This is a genomic window from Roseibium sp. LAB1 (genome assembly GCF_054658235.1).
This window is the reverse complement of the sequence record NZ_BAAGIB010000002.1, coordinates 82,518-108,311: the sequence shown is the minus strand read 5'-3', so window position 1 is coordinate 108,311 and position 25,794 is coordinate 82,518. Positions and strand designations below refer to the sequence as shown.

Annotated in this window: 21 protein-coding genes; 8 read left to right on the top strand and 13 right to left on the bottom strand. The window is 61.2% G+C overall.

The features are described from left to right. Nucleotides 1-20 precede the first annotated feature (20 nt). Genes ACYQ54_RS10535 through ACYQ54_RS10525 form a run of 3 tightly spaced genes read right to left on the bottom strand, consistent with a single transcriptional unit; the run spans nt 21 to nt 4,278 of the window. Nucleotides 21-1,679, bottom strand: coding sequence for a CRTAC1 family protein (locus ACYQ54_RS10535; protein ID WP_460081910.1), 1,659 nt, complete (start codon nt 1,677-1,679; stop codon nt 21-23). Further along, entirely contained in the window at nt 1,676-3,097 is a 1,422-nt protein-coding gene (locus ACYQ54_RS10530; protein WP_460081908.1) for a di-heme oxidoredictase family protein, read from the bottom strand. The genes ACYQ54_RS10535 and ACYQ54_RS10530 overlap by 4 nt, the downstream gene beginning before the upstream one ends. Beyond that, nucleotides 3,094-4,278, bottom strand: a complete 1,185-nt coding sequence (locus ACYQ54_RS10525) for an ROK family protein (RefSeq protein ID WP_460081906.1) — start codon at nt 4,276-4,278, stop codon at nt 3,094-3,096. Before ACYQ54_RS10525 ends, ACYQ54_RS10530 begins: the two co-directional genes overlap by 4 nt. Nucleotides 4,279-4,628: 350 nt before the next feature. Here ACYQ54_RS10525 and xylF point away from each other — a divergent pair, with 350 nt between their 5' ends. From xylF to xylA, 5 genes are all read left to right on the top strand, one after another. After that, nucleotides 4,629-5,660 carry a D-xylose ABC transporter substrate-binding protein gene (xylF, locus tag ACYQ54_RS10520; RefSeq protein ID WP_460081905.1) on the top strand — a complete coding sequence of 344 codons (1,032 nt, stop codon included), beginning with the start codon at nt 4,629-4,631 and terminating at the stop codon, nt 5,658-5,660. A gap of 137 nt (nt 5,661-5,797) precedes the next feature. After that, nucleotides 5,798-7,087, top strand: a complete 1,290-nt coding sequence (locus tag ACYQ54_RS10515) for a sugar ABC transporter permease (protein ID WP_460081903.1) — start codon at nt 5,798-5,800, stop codon at nt 7,085-7,087. A gap of 24 nt (nt 7,088-7,111) precedes the next feature. Next, on the top strand, nt 7,112-7,879 hold the full coding sequence (locus tag ACYQ54_RS10510; protein ID WP_460084741.1) for an ATP-binding cassette domain-containing protein: 768 nt from the start codon (nt 7,112-7,114) through the stop codon (nt 7,877-7,879). A 150-nt stretch (nt 7,880-8,029) separates the two neighbouring features. Then, on the top strand, nt 8,030-9,481 hold the full coding sequence (gene xylB, locus ACYQ54_RS10505) for a xylulokinase (protein ID WP_460081900.1): 1,452 nt from the start codon (nt 8,030-8,032) through the stop codon (nt 9,479-9,481). Between the two features lie 25 nt (nt 9,482-9,506). Continuing rightward, nucleotides 9,507-10,826, top strand: coding sequence for a xylose isomerase (xylA, locus tag ACYQ54_RS10500; protein WP_460081898.1), 1,320 nt, complete (start codon nt 9,507-9,509; stop codon nt 10,824-10,826). A gap of 105 nt (nt 10,827-10,931) precedes the next feature. Here the strand turns inward: xylA and ACYQ54_RS10495 are convergent, their stop codons facing one another. Next, nucleotides 10,932-11,894 carry a GlxA family transcriptional regulator gene (locus tag ACYQ54_RS10495; RefSeq protein WP_460081895.1) on the bottom strand — a complete coding sequence of 321 codons (963 nt, stop codon included), beginning with the start codon at nt 11,892-11,894 and terminating at the stop codon, nt 10,932-10,934. An 84-nt stretch (nt 11,895-11,978) separates the two neighbouring features. Here ACYQ54_RS10495 and ACYQ54_RS10490 point away from each other — a divergent pair, with 84 nt between their 5' ends. After that, on the top strand, nt 11,979-13,157 hold the full coding sequence (locus ACYQ54_RS10490) for an MFS transporter (protein WP_460081893.1): 1,179 nt from the start codon (nt 11,979-11,981) through the stop codon (nt 13,155-13,157). Between the two features lie 15 nt (nt 13,158-13,172). Here ACYQ54_RS10490 and ACYQ54_RS10485 read toward each other — a convergent pair whose 3' ends face one another. After that, entirely contained in the window at nt 13,173-13,682 is a 510-nt protein-coding gene (locus tag ACYQ54_RS10485; protein WP_460081891.1) for an MmcB family DNA repair protein, read from the bottom strand. A 135-nt stretch (nt 13,683-13,817) separates the two neighbouring features. On the opposite strand from ACYQ54_RS10485, the gene ACYQ54_RS10480 reads away from it, so the two are divergent. Further along, nucleotides 13,818-14,300 (top strand): hypothetical protein, encoded by a 483-nt coding sequence (locus tag ACYQ54_RS10480; protein ID WP_460081889.1) that lies wholly within the window; start codon nt 13,818-13,820, stop codon nt 14,298-14,300. Between the two features lie 180 nt (nt 14,301-14,480). Here ACYQ54_RS10480 and ACYQ54_RS10475 read toward each other — a convergent pair whose 3' ends face one another. From ACYQ54_RS10475 to ACYQ54_RS10445, 7 genes are all read right to left on the bottom strand, one after another. Then, nucleotides 14,481-16,265, bottom strand: a complete 1,785-nt coding sequence (locus tag ACYQ54_RS10475) for a SulP family inorganic anion transporter (protein WP_460081886.1) — start codon at nt 16,263-16,265, stop codon at nt 14,481-14,483. Between the two features lie 93 nt (nt 16,266-16,358). Then, nucleotides 16,359-18,029, bottom strand: coding sequence for a bifunctional protein tyrosine phosphatase family protein/NAD(P)/FAD-dependent oxidoreductase (locus ACYQ54_RS10470; RefSeq protein WP_460081884.1), 1,671 nt, complete (start codon nt 18,027-18,029; stop codon nt 16,359-16,361). A gap of 126 nt (nt 18,030-18,155) precedes the next feature. Beyond that, on the bottom strand, nt 18,156-19,049 hold the full coding sequence (locus tag ACYQ54_RS10465) for an MBL fold metallo-hydrolase (RefSeq protein ID WP_460081883.1): 894 nt from the start codon (nt 19,047-19,049) through the stop codon (nt 18,156-18,158). 36 nt (nt 19,050-19,085) lie between these two features. Then, entirely contained in the window at nt 19,086-19,520 is a 435-nt protein-coding gene (locus tag ACYQ54_RS10460) for a DUF6691 family protein (RefSeq protein WP_460081881.1), read from the bottom strand. 4 nt (nt 19,521-19,524) lie between these two features. Beyond that, the gene (locus tag ACYQ54_RS10455) at nt 19,525-19,953 is read right to left on the bottom strand and encodes a YeeE/YedE family protein (RefSeq protein ID WP_460081879.1); all 429 of its coding nucleotides are present in this window, start codon (nt 19,951-19,953) and stop codon (nt 19,525-19,527) included. A 329-nt stretch (nt 19,954-20,282) separates the two neighbouring features. Beyond that, nucleotides 20,283-22,358: a bifunctional DedA family/phosphatase PAP2 family protein gene (locus ACYQ54_RS10450; RefSeq protein WP_460081877.1), complete on the bottom strand. Its 2,076-nt coding sequence runs from the start codon at nt 22,356-22,358 to the stop codon at nt 20,283-20,285. Between the two features lie 37 nt (nt 22,359-22,395). After that, complete coding sequence (locus ACYQ54_RS10445) at nt 22,396-22,581, bottom strand: hypothetical protein (RefSeq protein WP_460081876.1); 186 nt, start codon at nt 22,579-22,581, stop codon at nt 22,396-22,398. On the opposite strand from ACYQ54_RS10445, the gene pap reads away from it, so the two are divergent. After that, on the top strand, nt 22,580-24,046 hold the full coding sequence (gene pap, locus ACYQ54_RS10440) for a polyphosphate:AMP phosphotransferase (protein ID WP_460081874.1): 1,467 nt from the start codon (nt 22,580-22,582) through the stop codon (nt 24,044-24,046). The two genes, ACYQ54_RS10445 and pap, sit on opposite strands and share 2 nt — an antisense overlap. A 256-nt stretch (nt 24,047-24,302) precedes the next feature. Here the strand turns inward: pap and ACYQ54_RS10435 are convergent, their stop codons facing one another. After that, on the bottom strand, nt 24,303-25,481 hold the full coding sequence (locus ACYQ54_RS10435) for a pyridoxal-phosphate-dependent aminotransferase family protein (RefSeq protein WP_460081872.1): 1,179 nt from the start codon (nt 25,479-25,481) through the stop codon (nt 24,303-24,305). Nucleotides 25,482-25,794 lie beyond the last annotated feature (313 nt).

Sequence of the window (25,794 nt, the reverse complement as noted above, 5' to 3'; positions counted from 1 at the left end):
AGAAGATCTCGTGCCGGGATCTATTCCGGGTACCAGAGTTTCGCCTTTTCAGCTCCGCGTTCAATGATCACGTGGCCGTTGGCAAAGACGCGGTAGCCATGGCTCCAGTCGCCATCGGGCCACTTGATGCGCACATTGGCGCGTTCCGCCACACCAAGGCCGAAATGAACGAAGCCCATCTGGCCGGACGCATGTCCTGCACCAACCTGGATGTCCTTCACCACGGTGCGGTTGCCGGTCTTCACGCTGATCTTGGCACCAACCGCGCGGGAATTGGGCTTGCCGGGCTGGCGCACATCGACAGCCAGCCAGTTGCCGAGCTGCTTCGGCTCCTCCGCACTGCCCTTGCCAACGTTCCGGAACAGGCTGACCGGACCGGAGCGGTTCACGACAACGAGATCCATCAAGCCGTCCGCGTTGAAGTCCGCCAGGCCGGCGCCCCGGCCGCGCCGGTCAAGCGCGATCCCGGCCATGTCGCCGGTTTCGACAAACTGGCCATCCCATTGGCCAAGCAGCAGATTGTCGGGGTCATAGGCGGCAAAGTCCGGCATCGCTTCCACGTTGCCCTTGGCAATGAACAGATCCCAGAGCCCGTCGTTGTTGACGTCCTGAAACTCCGAATGCCAGCCGGTTGACGGTTTCAGGTCTTCCCCCGCGTAGGGTCTGTGGGCGGTGACGCCGAGATCAAAGGCAATGTCCTGATAGACAGGCACGGTCTCGTCCGATTCCGGATCGAGCTTCTGCAGTTTTGTGTCGCCCATGCTGGTCAGCGCATACTCGGGGAAACCGTCCACATCCAGATCGATGGAGGCAATGCCCATGCCCCAGATCTTCAGGTGTTGCCAGCCGTCCGACTTGCGATAGGGGCGGGGCGGGCGGCCGGGCGGAACAGCCCAGAGCTGCTCCTCGCCGCCGCGGTAATATTGCCGGTCGTTGGAAATCCTGAGTGCCGGCTCGCCGGAACGGTTCCAGTCGGTGAACAACATCGACAGACTGCAATAGCCGGGCGAGAGACGGGTTGCCTCTGGATAACGCACGCTGCCGTCTTCTGCCTTTTCCGGCCGGAACAGGAAGTTGTCGTGACAGGTGCCCCAGGGCGAACCGGGTGCAGACCGGTCAACATAATTGCCGAAGGCCAGCGTCGGGTAGGCAAGTCCGGGCTCATAGATCGCGGAAAAGGCAGTGCTCCATTCGCGGCCACCGTCAAAGCCGAGTGCCCGGTTGTCAACCTCGAATGAGCAGGCACCCTTGCCTTCCAGGATCAGGTTTTCCCCCAGACGCAGGACAACAAGATCCAGGATGTCGTCGTTGTTGACGTCCAGAGGATAGGCGCCGAGCACGCCTGTCGCCTGCTTGTCGTTGAGGCCGGTCTCAAGTGCGGTGAATTTCAGCGGCCCCGCCACGCGGCTTTCATTGCGGTAAAGCTGTGCCGGGTTTTTGCCGCCGGCAAAAAACAGATCCGGCTTGCGGTCGCCGTCGCAATCGAAAATCGCGGTGCCGCCGCCGACGAAGAATTCCCACGCGCCGTCGTAGCTGTGCTCGATGCCTGCCGTCGCGGCCTCTTCCACGAAAGTGGGGACAGGCGCAATTGAGGTCTGCCGGGCGTCCTCGGCCAGAGCGGGTGTGGCAATGGCCACGCCCAGCAACACGCCGGACACGGAAAGGCCGAAAGGTTTCATTCCGCGATCTCCAGGCTGCGCAGGAAGGCTATGATCGTCTGCTGCTGGGTTTCCGTCAGATCGGCGTAGGCCTTGCGGCTGTCGGAGGCCTCACCGCCATGCGCGAGAATGACTTCCTCCAGCGTCGTGATATCGCCCCGGTGTCCATAAGGTGCCGTGCTGCCGATGCCCCAGAGCTCGGACGTGATGAACACGTCCCGGGCAACGAAGCGTTGGGCGAGCAGTTCGTTGCCGAAAGTGTCGTTGGCCGCGTCGGCAATCGTGTGACGCTTCAGGTCGCCATAAAGCGGAACCAGCACACGCCCCTGGTCGTCCCGCGGCAGGGCTTTCACCCAGTCCAGCGTGCCGAGGTCGAGCTCAAGCGGCGCAGTCACGTCGCTCTGGCGCAGGGTTCCTGCGGTGTCGAACGGTCCCGGATCCTGAAAGACGAGGCTTTCGAGCGGCAGTTCGGGAATGTGGCAGGAGCTGCAGCCGATCGTTCCAAAGAGCGCCTCTCCCTTTGCCGCGGCGTCCTGCCAGACATCCGGCAGATCCTGTTTTCGGGTCGGGGCCGGAAGTGTCGCCTGAAAGGCCACCAGAGCCGAGATCTGGCCAGGTGATATTTCGCCCGTATGGCCGTCACCGTCGAAATCGTCCGTGCCCGTCCACACGGCGCCGAACCGCTCGGCGGCCTGGATGCCGTGATGATCGTTGCTGGCGTTGACGCTGAACTGCCGAAGGGAGGCAAAGACGCCCTTCTGGCTGAAGGGCCGCAAGGTCAGGTCGTCGTCGATCCCGTCGAGGCGCGAAACGTCCAGCGTTCCGTCCGGAAACGCAGTCAGCTTGCCGAAGGAGACGCCTTTCGTCTGCAGGATGACGGTTGCTTCCTGGCCGCTCGCCCTTGCCCGAGCCAGCAGGTCCGTCCGCTGGCGGCGCAGGTCGGTGGTCATTTCCCGGGCGAGCAACTCGATCAGCCCGGCGCCCTGAAGCGCGACCGTGTTGCGCTCGTTGGAAAACTGGGGATCGGTGGTGTCGAAGTCCGCGCTTTCGAACCCTTCGGACACGAACACGTTGGCGGTGAACGCACCGGAGCCGCCGATGACAGGCTCGTTGTGGCAGGAGGCGCAGGAATTGGCGTCCATCCCCGCCAGGCGTTGGAATGCCTGCGGGACCTTGCGGCGCACCTTCGTGGGCACGATGGCGCGTGTCGCCTCCGGACGGCCCGCGCCATCTTGTGTGGTGAACTTGGCCTTGAACAGTTCTTCGCCGATCGGCTGCAGAACCGTGATCGCATCTTCACCGGATTGCACCAGGGTGTCGATATCGACATCTTCCTTGATGGCCCGTTCGCTCCAGGGTGCCGGATCGGCCAGCGCAGCGGCAGGAAGGGCGAAACCCAGGGCAACTGCGGAAAGTGTCAGGCAGGACTTGCGTGTCATGCGGTCGCCTCCTTGCGGTCGAGCCGGGCGATTCGGCCTGCCGGCGGTGTTGCGTTGCCGAGGAAATCCTTGTCGAGACGTTCCATCGACTGGGCGATCAGGCCGCTGCGAATGAAGTCCTCATTCCACGGCATCACATCCAGCGAGAAATTGTTTCTGAGATCGGAAACAAGGGCTTCTTCCAGCCCTTCCCACATGCCCTTTTCCATGAAGGAGAAGGCCCGCATGGCGGCGCCGGTCAGCACCACGCGCTTGGGGTCGATCATCGCGATCACCCGGGCAAGGCCGTAGCCCAGCACCCGGCCGGCCTCGTGAAAGGCGTTGCAGGCGTCCGTGTCACCGGATCCTGCCAGTTCGATCAGCCGGGCAAGGCCGCTGACACCAGCCTGAATCGTGCCCGGATCTGTGTTTGCCGGCAGGTGCGAGGCAGCCCGCACGAGGGCGTAGTCGGACAGATAGGCCTCAAGGCACCCCTTCTTGCCGCATCGGCAGAGCGCGCCGCCGGGCAAGTGGTTGGCGTGGCCGAATTCCGCTGCCGTGCCGCTTGCGCCCGAAAACAGCCGGTTATCGAGGTAAAGCCCCATGCCGACCCCGTAGTCGAGCATGATCACGGCGAAAGTACCGCTGTAGCGGTTCGGGTCCGACCAGTGCAGCGCTTCGGTGATCATGTTGGTGTCGTTGGAAATGTAGCAATCCGCCCCGAAGGCTTCGTGGAGCGGTCCGACAACCGGAATCTTGCGCCCGGCGAAGGCGGGGCTCCAGGCAACGACGCCCGTTTCCGTTTCGACAACACCCTGCGCTGCAACGCCAATTTCCCGGACCCGCGACTGGCTGATCCCGGCTTCGTGGAGGAACTCCCGGATTGCGCTGATCAGTGTTTCGGGAAAGCTGTCCGCATCTTCGGTGGCACTGTCGAAATGGCTGCGCTTGTCGCGCACGACCTCACCGGCGAAATTCACCAGGGCAAGGTCGATGTTGTTGACCGAAAGACGGACGCCAACCGTGTAGACCGCGTCCGGATTGAGCTTCAAAAGGGTGCGCGGCCGTCCGCGCGCCTGGTGTGTTTTCGGTTCCTCGCTCTCCAGGCTCAGGATCAATCCCTGGTCCAGAAGATCGGAGGTAATGGCCGTCACTGTCGCGGGGCTCAGCCGTGTCATCTGGCCGAGATCTATCCGCGCCATAGGGCCGTTCCGGCGCAGGGCCTGTAGAACAATACTTCTGTTTTGCCGCCGGATCTGATCCCGGTCCGCCTTGCGTGTCATGCTCGCTCAGCTCTTCCCAAGGTGTTTCCTCTGTCCCGGGTTTCTCCCGGTTTTCCTGCTTCTCACCGGGTGATTCAGACCCCGCGGAACAGTGTTTTGCAAAACCATGTTGACAGGAGCTGCGCTTTCCTGCAACTTTTTTTCGGGCACCAAAAAAAATAACAATAAGGCTGTCCTTTCTGAAGGCGTCTCGAAAAGGCGCTTCGACACTGACGCATTTCAGGCGCATCCGTCCGACGTGGGATGTGCCAACTGGAGGAAACATCGCAATGCGTAAAATCACCACTTTGCTGGCGGGCGTCCTGCTGTCCGCAACCGCACTGAACCTTGCACATGCAGAAGACATCGTTGTCGGCGTGAGCTGGTCCAACTTCCAGGAAGAACGCTGGAAGACCGACGAAGCCGCCATCAAGGGTGCACTGGAAGCTGCCGGCGCGAAGTACATTTCCGCCGATGCCCAGAGCTCGTCTGCAAAACAGCTTTCCGACGTTGAGGCGCTGATCGCACAGGGTGCGAACGCTCTCATCATCCTGGCTCAGGATTCCCAGGCAATCGGCCCGGCTGTTCAGGCTGCCGCCGATGAAGGCATTCCGGTTGTCGGTTACGACCGTCTCATCGACGACCCGCGCGCCTTCTACCTGACCTTCGACAACGTCGAAGTCGGCCGCATGCAGGCTCGCGCCGTTCTGGCTGCCGCGCCGAAGGGCAACTATGTCATGATCAAGGGCTCGCCGACCGACCCGAACGCGGACTTCCTCCGCGGCGGTCAGCAGGAAGTCCTGCAGTCCGCAATCGATGCGGGTGACATCAAGATCGTTGGCGAAGCCTACACCGATGGCTGGCTGCCGGCGAACGCACAGCGCAACATGGAACAGCTCCTGACCGCCAACGACAACAAGGTCGATGCGGTTGTTGCGTCCAACGACGGCACCGCCGGTGGTGTTGTTGCCGCTCTGACCGCTCAGGGCATGGACGGCATTCCTGTGTCCGGTCAGGACGGCGACCACGCCGCTCTGAACCGCGTCGCAAAGGGCACCCAGACTGTTTCCGTTTGGAAGGACGCTCGTGAACTCGGCAAGGCAGCCGGCGAAATCGCCGTTTCGCTGGCCGGTGGCACCGAACTGTCCGGCGTCGATGGCGCACAGTCCTGGACGTCTCCGTCCGGCACCGAGCTGACCGCCAAGTTCCTGGCACCGCTCCCGGTCACCAAGGACAACCTGACCGCTGTCGTCGATGCAGGCTGGATCTCCAAGGACGATCTGTGCCAGGGCGTTGAAAACGGCCCGGCTCCCTGTAACTAATAACACTACGATTAATGTGCGGCCCCGGTTACTCTAAACCGGGGCCGTAATAACAGGGACAGCTGCTGAAGAAGCCGCTCCCCGGGATGGGCCACCCGATGCGTAAGCGTAATGGTCTCCAAGCAGGAGTAACCTCTATGTCTGACACCGCACTGTCAGGGCCCAAAAGCCCGACAGCACGAAACATGTTTGCCGCATTGCAGCTGGACACCCGGCTTCTCGGCATGATCGGGGCGTTCATCGTCCTGTGCCTGGTGTTCAATGTGATTACGGATGGCCGGTTCCTGACACCGCGCAACATCTTCAACCTCACGATCCAGACCGTGTCCGTCGCGATCATGGCCACGGGGATGGTGTTCGTCATCGTCACCCGCCACATCGATCTGTCGGTCGGCTCCGTGCTGGCAACCGTTGCGGCCGTCATGGCGGTTGTCCAGACCGATGTCCTGCCGCCTCTCCTGGGGCTCGGCAATCCGACCATCTGGATCCTTGCCATTCTGGCCGGCGTTATCGTCGGTGTGGTGATCGGCGCGTTTCAGGGCTGGATGATCGGCTATCTCGGCATTCCCGCCTTCATCGTGACGCTCGGCGGACTGCTGGTCTGGCGTAACGTTGCCTGGTTCATCACATCCGGCCAGACGATCGGCCCGCTCGACGAAACCTTCACCATGATCGGCGGCATTGGCGGCACCATGGGGGAAACGGGATCTTGGATCTTCGGTGTTCTGGCGGTGGCCGCTGCCCTGTGGATGCAGGTCTCCTCGCGCCGCAACAAGGCCGCGCATGGTTTCCCGGTCAAACCCGGTTGGGCCGAGGTCACCATGGGTGTGATCACGACCGCCGCAATTCTCGGGTTCGTCTGGGTGCTGAATGCCTATGACATTCCCACGGCGCGCCTCAAGCGTATTTTCGAGGCTAACGGCGAAATCATGCCGGAAGGCCTGGTCATGGGCTACGGCATTCCCTACTCGGTGCTGCTTCTGATCGTGGTCACCGTTGTCATGACCATCGTCGCCCGGCGCACCCGCCTCGGACGTTACATCTTCGCAACCGGCGGCAATCCGGATGCAGCCGAACTGTCCGGCATCAACACCCGGTTCCTGACGGTCAAGGTGTTTGCCATCATGGGCGGTCTGAGCGCACTTGCAGCTGCCGTGGCAGCCGCACGCCTCGGCTTTTCAACCAACGACATCGGCACGCTGGACGAACTGCGGGTCATTGCCGCGGCGGTGATCGGCGGAACGGCGCTTGCCGGCGGTGTCGGCACGATCTATGGCGCCATCCTGGGCGCGCTGATCATGCAGTCGCTGCAGTCGGGCATGGCCATGGTCGGTGTCGACGCTCCGTTGCAGAACATTGTCGTGGGAACGGTGCTCGTCATCGCTGTCCTCGTCGACATCATCTATCGCAAGCGCACGGGAGACTGAGACATGGACGCGCCTCTCGTAGAAATGAAAGACATGTGCATCTCCTTCGGCGGGGTGCAGGCCGTGGATCATGTCTCGGTCGACCTTTATCCGGGTGAAGTTGTGGGCCTGCTTGGCCACAATGGCGCCGGCAAGTCGACCTTGATCAAGATCCTCTCCGGTGCCTACAAGGCCGACAGCGGCGAAATCCGCATCAATGGCAAGGAAGTGCACATTCACTCGCCGCGCGACGCGCGGGCGCAGAACATTGAGACCATCTACCAGACGCTCGCTCTGGCGGACAATCTCGACGCAGCGTCCAACCTGTTCCTCGGCCGTGAACTGACCTCGCCGCTCGGCTTTGTCGACGATGATGCCATGGAAGCGGAAACCCGCAAGATCATGAGCCGGCTCAATCCGAACTTCAAAAAGTTCCATGCGCCGGTGAAAGCCCTGTCGGGCGGTCAGCGTCAGTCGGTGGCCATTGCCCGTGCGGTCTACTTCAATGCCAAGATCCTGATCATGGACGAGCCGACCGCCGCGCTTGGCGTGCATGAAACGCAGATGGTGGCCGAGCTCATTCAGGAACTGAAGAAACAGGGCCTCGGCATTTTCCTGATCAGCCACGACATCCATGACGTCTTCCAGCTTTGCGACCGTATCGCGGTCATGAAGAACGGTCAGCTTGTCGGCACCGCCCGCACGACCGACGTCACCGACGACGACGTGCTGGGCATGATCATCCTGGGTAAATGCCCGGAAGGGGCAATCCCGGGGCCAGGTGCCCTTGTGGACGATACCGTGGTCGGATAAACCGGCCGGACCCGCGGGCTCTTGCCCGCGGGGCTTCCTCATGGTTTGAACAGATGGCCTGGCCCCTGTTCTGACGGTGTGGAACCTCATGCCGAAACCCGTTCAGGGGTCATCGGCATTCTTTTTGGTTCATTTTGAGGAACGCACCTCATGTATATCGGTCTCGATATCGGTACGAGTTCGGTCAAAGCCATCCTTCTTGGCGAGGACCAGTCCCTGATCGCGTCGGCCACTGCGGATCTGACGGTCGAGCGGCCTCATCCGGGATGGTCGGAGCAGGACCCCGACAGTTGGTGGCGCGCTTGCGAAACCGTTCTTGATGCCTTGAAAGCGGAAGCGCCGAAAGCCATGGCGGCGGTGCGCGGCATCGGCCTGTCCGGTCACATGCACGGCGCCACGCTTCTGGATGCGGCCGGTACGCCGCTGCGCCCGTGCATCCTGTGGAACGACGGCAGGTCGGGCAAGCAGTGCTCGGAGCTGGAAGCGGCAGAACCGAAATTCCTGACGCTCGGCGGCAACCGGGTCATGCCGGGGTTCACCGCGCCCAAGCTGCAATGGGTGCGCGAGAACGAGCCGGAAATCTTCTCCAGGACCAAAATGGTTCTGCTGCCCAAGGATTATGTCCGCTTCAAGCTGACCGGCGAATACGTCGGCGAAATGTCGGATGCCGCTGGAACGCTGTGGCTGGATGTCGCCAAGCGCGACTGGAGCGACGCGCTTCTGGCCGCCACGGGCCTTACCCGTCAGAACATGCCACGCCTAGTCGAGGGTTCCGAAAGCTCGGGCACGCTCAAGGCAGAGCTCTGCGGCCGCTGGGGCTTCGATGCCGCGCCGGTGGTGGCAGGTGGCGGCGGCGACAATGCCGCTTCGGCCTGCGGTGTCGGCGCGGTCGATCCGGGTTCGGCCTTCGTCTCTCTCGGCACCTCCGGTGTTCTGTTCGTGACCAACGACCGTTTCTCGCCCAACGTGGACAGCGCGGTGCATGCCTTCTGCCATGCCGTGCCGGACACATGGCACCAGATGGGTGTGATCCTGTCGGCCACCGACAGCCTCAACTGGCTGGCAACGGTGCTGAAGCGCAATCCAGGTGAACTCACCGGTCTTGTGAGCAAGGTTGAAGGACCCTCGCCGGTGTCCTTCATGCCCTATCTCGGCGGCGAACGGACACCGCATAACGATGTCGACATCCGCGCCGGTTTCTTCGGCATTTCCCACGCAACCGACGATGCCGAACTCTGCCACGCGGTGCTGGATGGCGTTGCCTTCGCGCTCAAGGACTGCCTGGAAGCGCTCAGCGTTGCCGGCACCAGAATCGAGCGTGTTCTGGCAGTCGGCGGCGGATCGCGTTCGACGGTCTGGCTGGAGATCATCGCCAGCCTGCTCAACGTGCCTGTCGACGTTCCGGTGGATGGTGATTTCGGCGGATCGCTGGGGGCTGCAAGGCTTGGCCAGGCCGCCGCGCTCGGTACCACCGAAGGGATTTTTTCCAAACCAGCCCTGAAGGCCACCATCGACCCGGTTCCGGCCCTCACACAAAGATATGCCGAAGGCTACGAGCGTTGGCGCAAGTTGTATCCGGCGCTCAAGCAAGCCGGCTTTTAGGAAACACTTTCAAGGAGATGACAACATGAGCACTGGGTTCTTCGGCGATCTTCAGCCAATCCAATATTCCGGTCCGGCAAGCACCGAGCCGCTGAGCTACCGCCACTACAACAAGGACGAAGTTGTCCTGGGCAAGCGTATGGAAGACCATCTGCGTCTTGCCGTCTGCTACTGGCACAGCTTCTGCTGGCCGGGGTCCGACCCGTTCGGCGGCGAAACCTTCAACCGCTCCTGGATGGCAGCCGGCGGCGACCCGATGGAACAGGCGAAACTGAAGGCGGATGTTGCCTTCGAGATGTTCCAGATCCTGGGCATGCCGTTCTTCACGTTCCACGACCGCGACGTCGCGCCGGAAGGCCGGACGCTTGCCGAAAGCAATGCCAACGTCAACGCGATTGCCGACATCTTCGAAAAGAAGATGGCCGACACCGGCATCAAGCTCCTTTGGGGCACGGCCAACATGTTCTCCAACCGCCGCTTCATGGCGGGTGCTGCCACCAACCCGGATCCGGACGTCTTTGCCTACGCCGCCGCACAGGTGAAGAACGCGATGGACGTCACCTACCGCCTCGGTGGTGAGAACTATGTGCTCTGGGGTGGCCGTGAAGGCTATGAGACCCTGCTCAACACCAATATCAAACAGGAGCTGGACCAGTTCGGCCGCTTCCTCAACATGGTGGTCGAGTACAAGCACAAGATCGGCTTCAAGGGTACGATCCTGATCGAGCCGAAGCCGCAGGAGCCGTCCAAGCACCAGTACGACTACGACGTTGCCACCGTCTATGGCTTCCTGAAGGCCTACGGGCTGGAAAACGACGTCAAGATGAACATCGAGCAGGGCCACGCCATCCTGGCCGGTCACTCGTTCGAGCACGAGCTGCACATGGCCCGTTCGCTCGGCATCTTCGGTTCTGTCGACATGAACCGCAACGACTACCAGTGTGGCTGGGACACCGACCATTTCGGCATGAACGTGCCGGAACTGGCACTCGCCTACTACGAGATCCTGATGGCAGGCGGCTTTACCACCGGCGGCACCAACTTCGACGCCAAGCTGCGCCGCCAGTCGCTTGATCCGGTCGACCTGATCCAGGCGCACGTCGGCTCCGCAGATGCGATTGCCCGCGGTCTGAAGGCAGCCGCAGCGATGGTCGAGGACGGCCGTCTGAAGGGCTTCGTAGACGATCGCTATGCCGGCTGGCAGAAACCGGAAAACGCCGACATCCTCAAGGGTGGGTCCTCTCTCGAGACCCTGGCCGAGCGTGTTCACAAGGCCGACCTGGAGCCGCAGCCGAAATCCGGCAAGCAGGAATACCTGGAAAGCCTGGTCAACCTGTTCGTCTGATCCGATCTGCATCCGGAGCGCCAGTAGCGGTGCTCCGGATGCGAACCTTAAGTGAAAGTCTTCAAGGCTGGCCGCGGGCAATTCGCGGTTTGCCTCCACCGGTTTTCAGCTGTCCGCGAACTTTTCCCGGTACTCGCCGACGGTGGTGTTGAGATGTCGCTTGAACGCCCGCTGCATCTGCTGAAAATCGGTAAAACCGGAAACGCTTATGGCGCTTCCCACCGGCGCTCCACCGGACAGGACATCTGCCGCCCGCTTGAGCCTGTAACGTTCCAGATATTTCACTGGCGTCAGGCCCGCGCTTGCGGAAAACCGTCGGCTCAGGGTCCTTGGTGTCAGGCCGGCAACCTCAGCCATAAGGTCCAGTGTCCAGTCGCGTCCGGGATTGTCCTGCAAGGCGTCCAGCAGCCGACTGAGTTCACGATCACCGGAAAATTGCGCTTCAAGCAGGTCGGCAAACTGGGCCTGGCCGCCGGCTCTCTTCAGATAGACCACCAGCTCGCGGGCAACGGCAAGGGCGAGGGGGCTGCCGTGGTCCATCTTGATGATTTCCAGCGCCAGATCGATGCCTGACGCCACGCCCGCAGACGTCATCACCTGGCCATCGACGTGGTAGAGCTCGTCGGTGGACCACCGCACGTCCGCAAACTGCTGCCGAACCTGCTGGGCGCGCCGCCAGTGGGTCGTGGCTTTCCGGCCTCTCAACAGACCTGCATTGGCCAGTATCAACGCGCCAGAGCAGATCGAGATAATCCGTCCGTCCAACGGCGCGGAAGACCGTTTTGCCAGGAAATCCAGGATCCTGCCGTCGTACATGGCACGATCGACACCGATTCCGCCCGGGATCAGGAGATCACGGGTGCCGTCGAGGGACGCAGCCGCGTCCGCCTGCAATCGGAGCCCGCAGGACGAGGTAATCCCCGCACCGTCCATGGACACGAACCGCAACCGGTAGCGTTCGATGCCGTCCTCATTTGCGGAACTGAAAACCTGGACAGGGCCTGCCACATCCAGAATGTTCAGGCCGTCGAAAAGCAGTACGTCGATCAGGCGGATTGGTTTGTCCATAATTGACGATACTATGTCATTATAGACAGGCAGTTCAACCGGTAAACAGGAGCAATCCCTAGCGTAACCGGTTTGGACGGCGACATGCTCACGAGAAACTTTCTGCTCATCCTCCTTGCGAATATCGTACTCGGATCGGCAATGCCGATGCTGATCATCCTGGGAGGGCTGGCCGGGGGCTGGCTTGCACCTCACGAGTGGCTCGCGACCGCACCGCCGTCTATGCAGATGCTGATCGGGATCATCGTGGCAACACCGGTCTCGCTTTTCATGGGGCGGTTCGGCAGGCGGGCAGGTTTCCTGCTGGGTGCCATGTGCCTGGTCGGTGGCGGCGTCACCGCGGCATTGGCGCTCGTTCTGCAGAACTTTATCCTGCTCTGTCTCGCCCATGCGGCTCTTGGTGCTGCGTTGATCAGCGTGAACTATTTCCGGTTTGCCGCGTCCGAGGCCGTTCCAGCGGAACATCGGGCACAGGCGATTTCCTTCACGCTGGCGTCCGGATTGGTGGCCGCATTGCTGGGGCCGCAACTGTTCAACGAAGCAAAGGATGTACTGGCACCAACGCCGCTTGCCGGTGCTTATCTGGCAATCGCCGCGCTCGGAGTTCTCGGTGCGTTGCCGGTCTGGTGGCTCAGGATGCCCGCAGCACAGATAAAGGCGGCCCGCCGCGGAGCGGGGAGTGCGATAAGGATCCTGAGGCAAAATCCCAGGGCCGCCTGGGCAATCGGACTTGCCGCGCTGTCACAGGCGATGATGGTGCTCTTGATGACCCCGACGCCTCTGGCCATGATTGGTTGCGGCTTTGCGGAAGGCCAGGCCGCCGACGTCATCCGCTGGCATGTGGTTGCGATGTTCGCTCCGGGTTTCGTGACCGGGTCTTTGATCCGCCGCTTCGGAGGAACCAAAATTGCCGTCCTGGGGCTCGTTCTTCTGTTCGGTTCCGCGTTGACCGCATGGTCCGGCATCGATTTGTTCGAATTCTACGCATCCCTCCTGCTGCTGGGCGTGGGGTGGAACTTCGGTTTCATCGGCGGAACCCATCTGTTGCAGGCCGCCTTGAGTGATGAGGAAAGGCCGCTGGTTCAGGGTGTGAACGATACGCTCCTTGCGATCTCCTCCTCCGGAGCCTCGCTACTCTCGGGAGTGCTGTTTGCCGGGACAGGCTGGACAGGTCTGGCTGCGGTGTCCGCGCCGGTCCTGGCTCTGCTTGCGCTGATCCTGGTATTTCGGTTCCGGCGTCGGGAAGCCGTCGCAAGGGCTTGAGACGAAGTCCTGCCCCTAGAAACTTTGGAACAGCCGTACACCGTCCGGATCGGACAGATTGTGCAGCCGGTGTGCGGCATGGCGGGCGAAGCGGAGCGTTACCGACTTTCGCGTGGCGGCGGCCAGTTTGTGCTCCGGCGCTTCGCGCAGGATCTCCGCCCCGAAACCGTCGGACACAATCAGCCCGGCTTCTTCGGGAAAGATCTCCAGGGAAACATCCGGATGGGTCGCGAAATACAGGCGGTCGCAATGAAGGCGGTAGTCCGGCCACTTGGTATCGGCCCTGAAATCGGCGATCGAGGATTTGACCTCGACAATCCAGAGTTCATGTTTCGGCCCAAGCGCCAGAAGGTCCGCGCGGCGGGCGGAGGCAAGGGTGACTTCCGGCAGGCAGGCGAAATCGAGCTGCCGCAGCAGCCGGGCGGCGCCGCGCCAAACCTTCAGCGCGGTCTCCGACTGGCGTCCATCCTTGAGCGGGTCATCCAGCTGAATCCGCCCCGCAACTGGCTGATGATCGTGGTCCATGCGATTTTTGTTCCACATTTGTTCGTTTTTTGCAAGTTTCGCCGTTGGCGACATTGACCTTTCCTGCCAACTTGCGCGATGTTCGGCGCATCGGATAATCCGGATGGATCTTGTCACTCCGGGAGGGGGTAGCGGTTGAACGGTTTCAAACGAGGTGCCTTGTTGGGCGTGGCACTGGCAATTGTGTGCGGGCCTGCGCTTGCAGGCAAGGGCGACCTGATGTTCAAGGTGCCGAAATCAGCGCCTCTGTTGCAGGGCCGCGCACTGGATTTGCGTTTCGCGGATTTCGCGCAAGGCATCTGGGTTCGCGAGCTGCAGGACTGTCCTGCGCCTCGGATCGACCGAAGCGCACCGGGGTCGACGCTCGCCATTTACCGAGGTCTTCTGGAAACTTCGGGCAGGATCTGTCAGGTCTATGGCGCCGAGAAAAGCGGCAAGATGACCCAGCGCGCGGCCATCAACTGCCTGCTGACGGATGGCGGCGAGGCGATCGAACTGGTCACAGTGCAGCCCCGGGGCACGGAAGGCCTCTTGGTTCAGGAAGGTGAGAAGCCCCCGGTCCATTTCCGCTTCTGCGAAAAGATCATCCCGATCCTGCAATCGTCAAACAGCAACTGATGCTCGTTTGCTGCCTGGTTTGGGGTCGAGCGGCTCTCTGCCTCAAGCGCCTGACAGCAAAAAATGCCTCATCCTTCGAGACAGCGCTGATGCGCTTCCTCAGGATGAGGAGCGCTGGATCAGACAGTAATGCGGTAACAACCGGTTCGACCCTCTCACAGCAAAACAGCCGGGGCCGGATCAAATTTCCGGCCCGCTCCACAGGTTCGACTTCGCGGCCTTCTTCGGTGTGCGGCTTTCCGAAATATGCGCCGTCAGCGGGTCGAGCGCACACAGGGCGTCATATTGGCTGAGGAACACCTGCCCACTCAGATGCTTCAGGAAATCGGTCCGCTTTAGCCGGTCCATCACCGGTCCCTTCACCTCCGAAAGGTGGAAGGAAACGCCGGAGTCCTGCAGGCGATGATTGATTTCCTCGAGGCTTTCCAGCGCGCTTGCGTCGATCTCGTTCACGGCCGGACACATCAGCACCACATGCTCGATGTCGGGCTTTTCGGCGACCAGCGCGTAGATCCGGTCTTCCAGGAACCGCGAATTGGCAAAGAACAGGCTTTCATCGACCCGTAGCGTAAGCACTCGCTCTCCCGTCACCACGGCATGCCGGTCGATATTGCGGAAATGCTCGGTCCCCGGCACCACGCCGACAATTGCCATGTGCGGGCGGCTGCTGCGGTAGAGATAGAGCGCGATCGACAGGGCAACGCCGCTCACGACACCCGGTTCGACGCCAAAGAACAGCGTGATCAGGATCGTCGCCGCCATCGCGGCGAAATCGCTCTTGGAGTAGGCGAACGTCCGCTTGATCGCACCGAGATCGACCAGCGACAGCACGGCGACGATGATGGTTGCAGCCAGGGTCGCCTGCGGCAGATGGGTCAGCAGCGGGGTCAGGAACAAGGTAGCCAGCGCAATGCCGACCGCGGTGAAGGCACCGGCAGCGGGTGTGGCGGCACCGGCATCGAAATTGACGACCGAGCGGGCGAACCCGCCGGTGACCGGATAGCCACCGGAAATGGCGGAGGCGATGTTGGATGCGCCCAGGCCGATCAGTTCCTGATCCGGTTCGATCCGCTGTCGCTTCTTGGCTGCCAGCGTCTGGGCAACGGAAACGGATTCCACAAAACCGATAACCGATATCAGCAGCGCGGGACCTGCCAGAGCCAGCCACAGTTCGCTGTCGAAGGCCGGCAGATGCGGCACCGGCAGGCCGGAGGGAATGTCGCCGACAACGCGCACGCCCTTTTCACCAAGCTGAAAGGCGGCGGACAGGATGGTGGTCACGGCCACGGCCGCCACCGGCCCGGCCTTGGTCAGGATATCGGCAAAAAAGGGTCTCATGCCCATGCCAAGCAGGAGCTTCTTCAGGCCCTTGCGGACCCAGAAGAGAAAAGCCGTGGCCGAGACACCGATGGCAAAGGTGATCCAGTTGATCTCCCCAAGATGCTGCAGGATCGAGCCCAGGATGTCGTAAAGCGTATGTCCGTTCGCCTTGACGCCGAGGATATGTTTGAGCTGGCTCGAGGCAATCAGCAGGCCCGAGGCGGTAATGAAGCCGGAAATCACCGGGTGGCTTAGGAGGTTTGCCAGGAAACCGAGCCGGAACAGGCCCATGGCGATCAGCATCAGGCCGGACAGAAAAGCAAGAATGATGGCCGCACCCAGATATTCCGGGGTGCCCTGCCTGGCCAGTTCGCCAACGGCTGAAGCCGTCATCAGCGAGACAACGGCAACCGGTCCGACGGCCAGTGCACGGCTGGTGCCGAACAGCGCATAGGCGACGAGCGGCAGGATGGACGCGTAAAGTCCGACTTCAGGCGGCAGTCCGGCCAGAAGCGCATAGGCCAGAGACTGCGGGATCAGCATGATCGTCACGATCACCGCGGCAACGAGATCGTTCGTTGCCGTTTCCCTGTCATAGCTTTTACCCCAGTCGAGAATGGGCAGGTAGCGCTGTAGGCGGATCATTTTTCTTGGCCTTTGTCGGGGCTGGTAAAAACTCGAGCCGGAGAACCGGCTCGAGTTGCAGGTTGGTACGATGGGGCCCGTTTGCCGGGTTTGTTATGCTGCCGATACTTTTTCCGGCTTGGCCAGCCATTCCTTGCCGCGCAGCATGGCGCGCCAGTAAATGGGAGGCAGGATGCGCTCCTTCAGGAGCCACGCAGTTCGCGTCGGCCTGGTCCCGTCCACCAGCCAACGCGGGAAGCTCGGCAACAGCGTTCCGCCATAACCGAACTCGGCCAGGACGATCTTGCCGCGTTCCACGGTGAGTGGACAGGAGCCGTAACCGTCATATTGCGCCGTCGCGCTGTGGCCTGCGATATCGGAAACGATATTCTCGGCGACCACAGGCGCCTGTTTGCGCGCGGCAGCTGCCGTCTTGGCATTCGGTGCGTTCATGACATCGCCGAGCGACCAGATGTTGTCGAAGGTCTTGTGCCGCAGCGTGGACTGGTCGACATCAACCCAGCCGGCTGCATCCGCCAGCGGCGAGACACGGATGAAGTCAGGCGCCGTCTGCGGTGGCGTGACATGCATCATGTCGAAGTCGACTTCCACCTGGCGGGGATCCTTTTCCGGTTCCTTCACCTCGAACACGGCCTTTTTGGCAGGGCCGTCGACGGCAACCAGATTATGGAAGAAGTTGAGGTCGGCATCATAGCGCTTCACGTAGTCCATCAGTGCAGGCACATAGTCCTTCACACCGAACAGCACACCGCCCGCGTTCATGAACTGGATGTCGATCTTGTCGAGCGTGCCGGACTTCAGCCAGTGGTCTGCGGAAAGATACATGGCCTTTTGCGGCGCACCGGCGCATTTGATCGGCATGGGCGGCTGGGTGAACAGCGCCCGCCCTGCCTTCAAGGTCTGCACCAGGTGCCAAGTATAGGGGGCCATGTCGTAGCGATAGTTGGAGGTGACGCCATTCTTGCCGAGCGTATCGACGAGACCTTCGACCTTGTGCCAGTCGAGTTTCAGCCCGGGACAGACCACAAGCCGTCCGTATTTCACCACCCGGCAACCGTCCAGAACGACGGCATTGTCCTTCGGTTCGAAGGCGGCAACGGCCGACTTGATCCAGTGAACACCCTTGGGAATGAGAGACCCCATCGTCTTGGCAGTGTCCGACGCCTCGAAGATGCCGCCGCCGACCATGGTCCAGCCCGGCTGATAGTAGTGAACGTCCGCCGGATCGATGATGGCGATCTCCAGGTCCGACTTGCGGGCAAGCAGGCTGGAGGCCACCGAGATGCCGGCCGCGCCACCACCCACGATGACGATGTCGAAGCGTGCGTCCTCGGCTGTTTCGGTCGGCGTGCGTCCTCCATTGGCAATACGCCGCACGACGCCCGCCATGTCGTAACCGGCAGCCTTGGTCTTCGTGAGGATATCGGACAATGGCAGCTTTTCGGCCTGGGACAGCGACCAGAGCGTTGCCGAGCGCGTGCCGGTCCGGCAATAGGCCAGGATCGGTTTCGGCAGGCTTTCCATCAGCTTGCCGAACTCTTCCGCGTCCGTGTCGCCGACCTTGCCGGCGACGATGGGCAGATAGCGCGCCTCGAGGCCAAGCTTTCTGGCGGCGGCTTCGACTTCCTCGAAGGAGGGCTGGTCGGCGCCTTCTCCGTCCGGGCGGTTGCAGATCACCGAGCGAAAGCCCTGCTGTGCAAAGTCGGCCATGTCCTCTGGTTTTACCTGGGGAGCTACCGATATCTGGGAATTGATTGCTTTCATGGGTCCTGTCCGCCTCCTCCCGGCGATGAAATCTCGACCGATTTCCGCAGGAGCTGTCCCGTGTCCGAGCACGGGATACCGGCTGTCTGCGTCGGTTCTGTTAGAGGGTTCCGCTAAGGATCTCGATCAGAGGCCGTTGACCGGCACCTTCAGGAAGGTCTTGCCGCTTTCGTCCGCGGGCGGCAGCTTGCCTGCACGCATGTTCACCTGCAGTGACGGGATGATCAGCTTCGGCATGTCGAGCTGGGCATCGCGTTCTGTCCGGAACTTGACGAACTCTTCCCTGGACTTGCCGCCGCCAACGTGGATGTTGTGCTCCTTCTCGGCACCCACTGTGGTCTCCCACTGGATGTCGCGGCCGTTCGGGCCGTAGTCGTGGCACATGAACAGGCGCATGTCGTCCGGCAGGGCCAGCACCTTCTGGATGCTGTCGTAAAGTGTTGCCGCGTCGCCGCCGGGGAAATCGGCTCGGGCGGAACCGCCGTCCGGCATGAACAGCGTGTCGCCGACAAAGGCGGCGTCGCCCATCACATGCACCATGCAGGCCGGGGTATGGCCGGGCGTATACATGGCAAAGGCGGTCATGTCGCCAATCTGATAGACGTCGCCGTCAAGGAACAGACGGTCGAACTGGCTGCCGTCGCGCTGGAATTCCGTGCCTTCATTGAAAACCTTGCCGAAGGTCTCCTGAACCACGGTGATCTTGTCGCCAATGCCCAGCTTGCCGCCCAGCTTCTGCTGGATATACGGCGCTGCCGACAGGTGGTCTGCATGAACATGGGTCTCGATCAGCCACTCCAATTCGAGACCCTTTTCGCGGATAAAGGCGATGATCTGATCGGCATGGTCGTAGGTGATGCGACCCGCCGCGTAGTCGATATCCATCACGCTGTCGACAACGGCGCAGGCATTTGATGCCGGGTCCTTGACCACATAGCTGATGGTGTTGGTTGCCGGGTCGAAGAAGGGGGTAACTTCAGGTTTGACACCCATGTCGACCGGATAGTTTGAATTGCTCATATCAGTCTCCCGTTTGTTTTTGCCGGCAGAATTGGGTCAGGCTTTTGCGGGTTGTCCGCGATGACCGAGGGCCATCATCCATCTTGCTGTCAAAATGCCCACGACGATAGCACCGGCGGTCAGCACGGGCTCCATGCCAAGGCCCAGCACCGGGACGAGGCCGCCCGGGCAGAAGCCACTGAGGCCCCAGCCGATGCCGAAAACCGCCGAACCGCCGATCAGCTTGGCGTCGAGGTCGGTTGTTGTGGGCAGGGTGAAGCCCTTCGCCAGCAACGGTGTGTTCATCCGGAAGACCAGACGATAGCCGATGGCCGTGACAAGAAGCGCACCGCCCATCACGAAGGCAAGGCTCGGGTCCCAGGTTCCGGCAACGTCAAAGAAGTTCAGCACCTTGGCGGGATCACCCATGCCAGAGATCAGGATGCCGCAGCCGAAGAGGAGGCCAATGGCAAAAGCGGAAAGTAGTTTCATGCCGTTATCCTCCAAAGACGTGGCGTGTCAGGTAGACGGTCACACCTGCGGTGGCCATGAACGTGACGGTTGCCACGATGGACCGCGCCGACAGGCGCGAGATGCCGCAGACACCATGTCCGCTCGTGCAACCGGAGCCATAGGTCGTACCGATACCGGTCAGAATACCGCCGACCACCAGCAGAAGCGGTGAGGACGGTACGGTGATTTCCGGAAGCTGCCCGGTCGCGCCGAGCAGGATCAGCGGGCTGGCGACCATGCCGGCCAGAAAGGCGGTGCGCCAGGCCCAGTCCTGGTTGATCCGGGTCGTCAGAAAGCCGCTGGCAATGCCGTTGATGCCGGCAATGCGTCCAAGTACGGCCATCAGGGCAACGGTGGCAACGCCGATCAGCGTTCCACCCAGGAAACTCATAAGGGGTGTAAAGTCAGTCATGATGTGCCCTTGATTACGATATATTCAAATATATGAATATAAGAAAAAAGTATCAAGGGGTAATTTTCGATCGCGCTTCCAGGGATGGGGATTCGAGACACGGAAAACAAACTCTGCCAATGGAGTTTAACTAACTGGAATCAAGATACCTTTCGGCGCGGAGTGAAGCCGAAATTCGAATAGCTATTGAAAGAGGATGGCCGTCCAATAGGACATTTTTGGGACCGCGTCGTGTGGAGGCTCAACAGAACACCCGTCTCCAAACCAGCGCAAAGGGCTGATCCGGAACGCGATGCAGACGCCAGATCCGAACCGCTGCGATGGCGAGATTACTGAGCCTTCGGTGCTGCCTCGGGTGTATTATTTGCCGGAACCCCGGACGCAGCCGGAGGCACCGGTCCATAACCGAAGCCGAGCACGACTTCGGTGCCGTCCGCCCGCGTTCGCGTTACTGCACCAGGCAGCAGAAGGGCTGGGTTGTCGGTTGAGTCCGGCGTCTCGATATCCGTCTTGGGGCCGGAAAACTCGCCCATCGGGCGCAGTATGTCCTCATGTACCACGCTGCCGAGGTAAAGCGGATGCAGGTGCCCCGCTTCCAGAATGGCATAGCGGCTCGGCCAGAGCCGCAGCACCCAGCGGCCGCTCTTTTCCGCGTCCGCAGACTGATCCTTGCGGATGAGCACGAGAGCCGGTTGTCGCCCGTTCTGGCTGCGCGGCAGGATTGGCAGGGAGTCCGGCGGTGTCTTGCCTTCCACGAAACCGCTTGCGGTCGAGAGAGACCATTTCGGCGGCGTCTGCCAGCCGTCGGCCTCCGACGCCTTGGCAAAGCGGTCCAGTGATCCTGCGAACTGGATCACCAGCGGCTCTTCCGTATCGCCGTTCAGTTCGATGCGCTTGGCGGGCAGGGCCCGCCAACCAGTCGCGAGCCAGCCTGTCGAGGTCAGCACTTCCGTGTTGGAGCGTGGCTCGTAGATTTTTATCGCTTTGTCGTAGGTGCCCGAAAGGTGCCAGGCGCCGAAGACACCGAGCGTTGCCACAACGATGGCGGCGAGTGTGGCCCGGCCGATCTTCTCGTTGTGGATCGGGCCGAACACGAAGGCGAAGGCCGAGACCATGGCAATGCCGAACAAGAGCCCTGCCAACACGTCCGACATCCAGTGGGCACCGAGGTAGACGCGCGAAAAGCCGATGGTGATGACCAGCGTTGTTGTGACAGTGAAAATGCTGGCCTTGGCCCACCGGCTGAGATCGTGCGCGATCAGCACGGCGCAGATGCCGTAGAGCACCGCGTTCAGCGTCGCATGGCCACTGGGGAAACTGTAGGCGTCGGCGCCTGCATAAAGCTCGATCGGCCGCGAGCGATGCAGCATCAGCTTGAACAGCGGCACGAACAGGGCCGTGCCGGCTATGGCGATGACAAAGCCGATGCCACGCCGCCAGGCTTTCCTCAGGAACAGATAGGCGGCGACTGCAACTGTGACGGCGGCAACGACGACGCCGTCGCCGAGCGAGGTCACGAACACCATGAGCCTGTCCCCGACCGGGGTGCGCAGGCTGTCGAACAGGTTCAGGATCGCAAGGTCGGCACGCACCATCGGTTCGCCGGGAGCGATTTCACCGACAATCCAGAAGAAGGCCGGCATGGAAATCAGCAGGAGCAGCGCAGAGGCCAGCATGCCGGCCGAACGCGGATGTGCGGGGTCGAAATTGAGCGCGATCCATTGCGATACCCGGTCCTGTCGCCTTGCAAAGCGCTTGATGATGGCTGCATGCGTGTTCGGGAACAGCGGCAGAACGATCAGGATCAGCCAGCGGCCGAGCATCACCGCCAGGAACACGATAACCAGCAGCGCCCCGAGCACCAGCGCCAGCCGTCCGCTGATCTGGCCGATGGCGTCGAGCGCCGAACCGGCAATGATACCGGGGGCAATATGGGCAACCGTCCAGGCGAACGCGGAGGTAACGTTGACAACCGAGAACCGCGTGAAATTCATGCCGGCCATGCCGGCGATGCCTGGAACCACCGATTTCACGCCGGGCACGAAGCGTCCGATAAAGACACTCTTGCCGCCGTGCTTCTTGAAGAAATTCTCGCCGCTTTCCACGATGTCCGCATATTTGTTCAGCGGCCACATGGTCTTGATCTTGTCCTTAAAGGCGTAGCCGATCCAGTAGGAGATCGCATCGCCCACGGTCGCGCCCAGGGTCGTCCAGATGAACAGCGGCAAGGGGTCCAGCTTGCCGAGCCCTACAAGCGTTCCAGCCCCCACCAGCACCACCGTCGTCGGTACGAACAGACCGATCAGGAACAGTGCTTCGCCCATGGCGGCCAGAAAACAGATCAGACCTGCCAGGGACGGGTTTTCCGCGATGAAGGTCAGAACGGGATCAAGAAATTCGGTCACGGGGTCGGTCGTGTTGGTCGAGAAAAGCTAAAAACAGTCAAATGCCAGGCACCACCGGACTGCCGAAGGAACTGGTTACCGCTTCATATAGGCGTGCCGTCTTCCATCCGATAGCGAAAAATTGGAATCTGCTTGCATTCGGGAAGTTTGAAGCAAGAGATGGTTTTTTATACGCCACTGTTTCAAGATGCAGCCAGTGCGTCTTTTCTTTTGAGGTCTTCATGTTTGAATCCGCCCGCCTGCCGCAGAACATGGACAAGAAAACCTTCAAGAAGCTGGAGCCACAGTTGCGCGAGGCGCTGCTGGCGGCCCAGTTGCCCGTTGTTGAGAAACAGCCGTTTTCGACGATGATCCTCGTAGATGGCCTGGATGGTGCGGGCAAGGGCGAAGCGGTTGCCAGGCTCTATGGCTGGATGGATGCGCGCCACCTGGTCTGCAACGCCTATGGCGAATTGATGGATGAAGCCAAGCTGCGCCCACCGCTGTGGCGCTACTGGCGCGATCTGCCACCCAAAGGCGAGACGGCCATCGTGTTCGGGAGCTGGTATCAGACCGTTCTGCGGGACTGGATCTACAAGAAGATCGACGAGGATGCTTTCGACAAGGCCCTGACCCGGATCCGCCGGTTCGAGGAAATGCTCGCCAACGAGGATGTGCTGATCCTGAAATTCTGGTTCTACCTGCCGAAGAAGGAACAGGAAGAACGGCTGAAGCGCATCGAGAAAAAACATGCCGCACGCCATGTTCTGGCTGACTGGGCGGCGTTGAAGCACCACAAGAAGGCCAGCGAGGCCGGCGAAAAGATCATTCTTGAAACCAGCAAGGGCAATGCACCCTGGTTTGTCATCCCTTCCCAGGATCCCGAGTACCGCGATGCCGCGCTGGCACAGACAGTTGCCAATGCCATGAAGCTGAAGCTGGAGGACGGCGAACCGCATTCGATTGCCGCACCGCCCGTGGTCGGCGGCCTGAAGCGCGAAACAGCGGTCGACACCATCGACCTGACGGAAAAGCTGGAGAAGTCCGAATACGAAGAGCTTCGCGACAAGTATCAGAAGAAACTGTCAGATCTGTCGGACATGAAGTCCCTCTCCAAGACGGGTGTCGTTCTGGTGTTTCAGGGCAATGATGCTGCCGGCAAGGGCGGTGCGATCCGCAGGGTGATCCGCCCGCTCGATCCGCGCATCTACAAGGTTCACCCGATCTCGGCACCGACCGACGAGGAAAAGGCACGCCCCTACCTGTGGCGCTTCTGGCGACGCGTGCCGGCCAAGGGTCATTTCGCCATCTTCGACCGGTCCTGGTACGAACGTGTGCTGGTGGAACGTGTCGAAGGATATGCCGGACACGACGACTGGCTGCGCGCCTACAACGAAATCAACGAGTTCGAGCAGGAACTCACGGACTTTGGCTACATTGTCTGCAAGTTCTGGCTCGCGATTTCCGAAGAGGAGCAGCTGCGCAGGTTCAAGGCGCGCGAGGACACGGCCTACAAGCAGCACAAGATCACGGATGACGACTGGCGCAATCGCCTGAAATGGGACCAATACGCCATCGCGGCGGGAGACATGATCGACCGCACGTCAACCCACTACGCCCCCTGGACGCTGGTCTCCTCCGAAGACAAGCGCCATGCCCGGATCAAGGTTCTGAAAACGATCTGCGACCGGCTGGAGGAAAAGCTTTAGGAAGAAAAAGACTTCAAAACGACCCTCATCCTGAGGAAGCGCGTAGCGCTATCTCGAAGGATGGGCGGCATAATTCGGTACAAGCGGCCCATCCTTCGAGACGGGCCTGACCGGTCCTCCTCAGGATGAGGACCGTTTTGCTGAAGGGACTGGTGAAAATGCCGCGCAGCAAGCATTGCCAAGCATTTGAACCCGTGTGAAAGGCGGCCGATCGCGCTCAAAAATCCGACACTTTCCAGGACGCGTCCCACCGTTCTCACAGAGCCCCTGCCAGATAATCCATCGCCGCCTGCACGCCGCCTTTTCCGTGGGGAATACCGAGTTTCTGGAAACCGAGCTCGATGGCTGACAGCGTTCCCAGAAGCATGACAGCGTTGACGTGGCCCATGTGGGCAATGCGGATGCCCTTGCCGGACAATTCGCCGATCGTTCCGCCGATGGTGACACCGCAGACTTCCTTGGTGAAGCTCCTGAGGGCGGCTGCATCGCCCTCATTGAACCGCACAACGGTGACGGAGTTCGAGCGGGCGTGCGGGTCGGTGATGTTGAAATCGACCGCGCCTTTTTCCGCCCAGACCGCAACGGCCCGCCGGGTTGCCTCACCCAGAAGGGCGTGTCGGTGCCAGGTCTTTTCCAGCCCTTCCTCGAAAATGAGGTCGAGCGCCTTGTGAAAGGCGAACAGGAGGTGCTCGGGTGGGGTGCCGCAATATTTCTGGTAATGCTCCGGCCCCTGCCGGAAAGTCCAGTCGGTGTAGTTTGTGCGAAGCTCCGCAGTCTCATGTGCCTTGTCGGCTTTCGGACCGGCGGCGACAAAGGAGAGGCCGGGCGGGCACATCAGGCCCTTCTGCGACCCCGTCAGCGCCACATCAACACCCCAGGCATCCATCTCGAAAGGAATGCAGCCAAGCGACGCGATGGTGTCGACCATGAAGAGTGCAGGGTGCACAGCGGCATCGATGGCCTTGCGCAGCGCGGCGATGTCGTTCCAGACGCCGGATGCCGTATCGACCTGGACCACCAGGATAGCCTTGATCTCGTGGGCGGTATCCCGTTTCAGGCGCTCTTCCAGCCGGGCGGGGTCTACCCCCTTGTCCCAGGCACCTGGCAGAACCTCGATGTCGAGGTCCAGCACATTGGCAGCCTCGCCCCAACCAAGCGCGAAGCGGCCGGACTCCAGCACCAGGATCCTGTCGCCACGCTTCAGCGTGTTGCACAGGGCAGCATCCCAGGCGCCATGACCGTTGGCTGCGTAGATGTACGTCTTGCCTTCGGTCCGGAACAGGCGCTGCAGTCCGTGCAAACAGAAACTCGTGGTTTCCAGCAGGGGGCCTTCATAGATGTCCACCGCCGGCCGGTGCATGGCGCGCAGGACCTCCTCCGGCACATTGGTTGGTCCTGGAATCATCAGAAATTCTTTGCCATTGCGAAGCGTCATGGCGGGGTCCTCGTTTGAAGGCAGTTCCTGAACGGAGGGGATGGGGCAGCCTTGGCCGCCGGAAGACGTGTTGACGAGAAAATTGCCCGCCTGCAGGCATCCGTCAAGACGCCAGTTCGATGGCCTGCCGAATAACAGTGCCCGGTTCACGGGATTGTGCAGCTGCGAAATGGTGTGGGAAAGCGGGGATCTGACCGGAAACGGCTTTCACCCCGAAACGGCGCGGGCGATAAGAGTTGGCAAACAGCTGGAAACAATGATCTATTCGACCGTACCTTGCTGCGGGTAGGGTGATGTGACTTTTGGTTGTAAA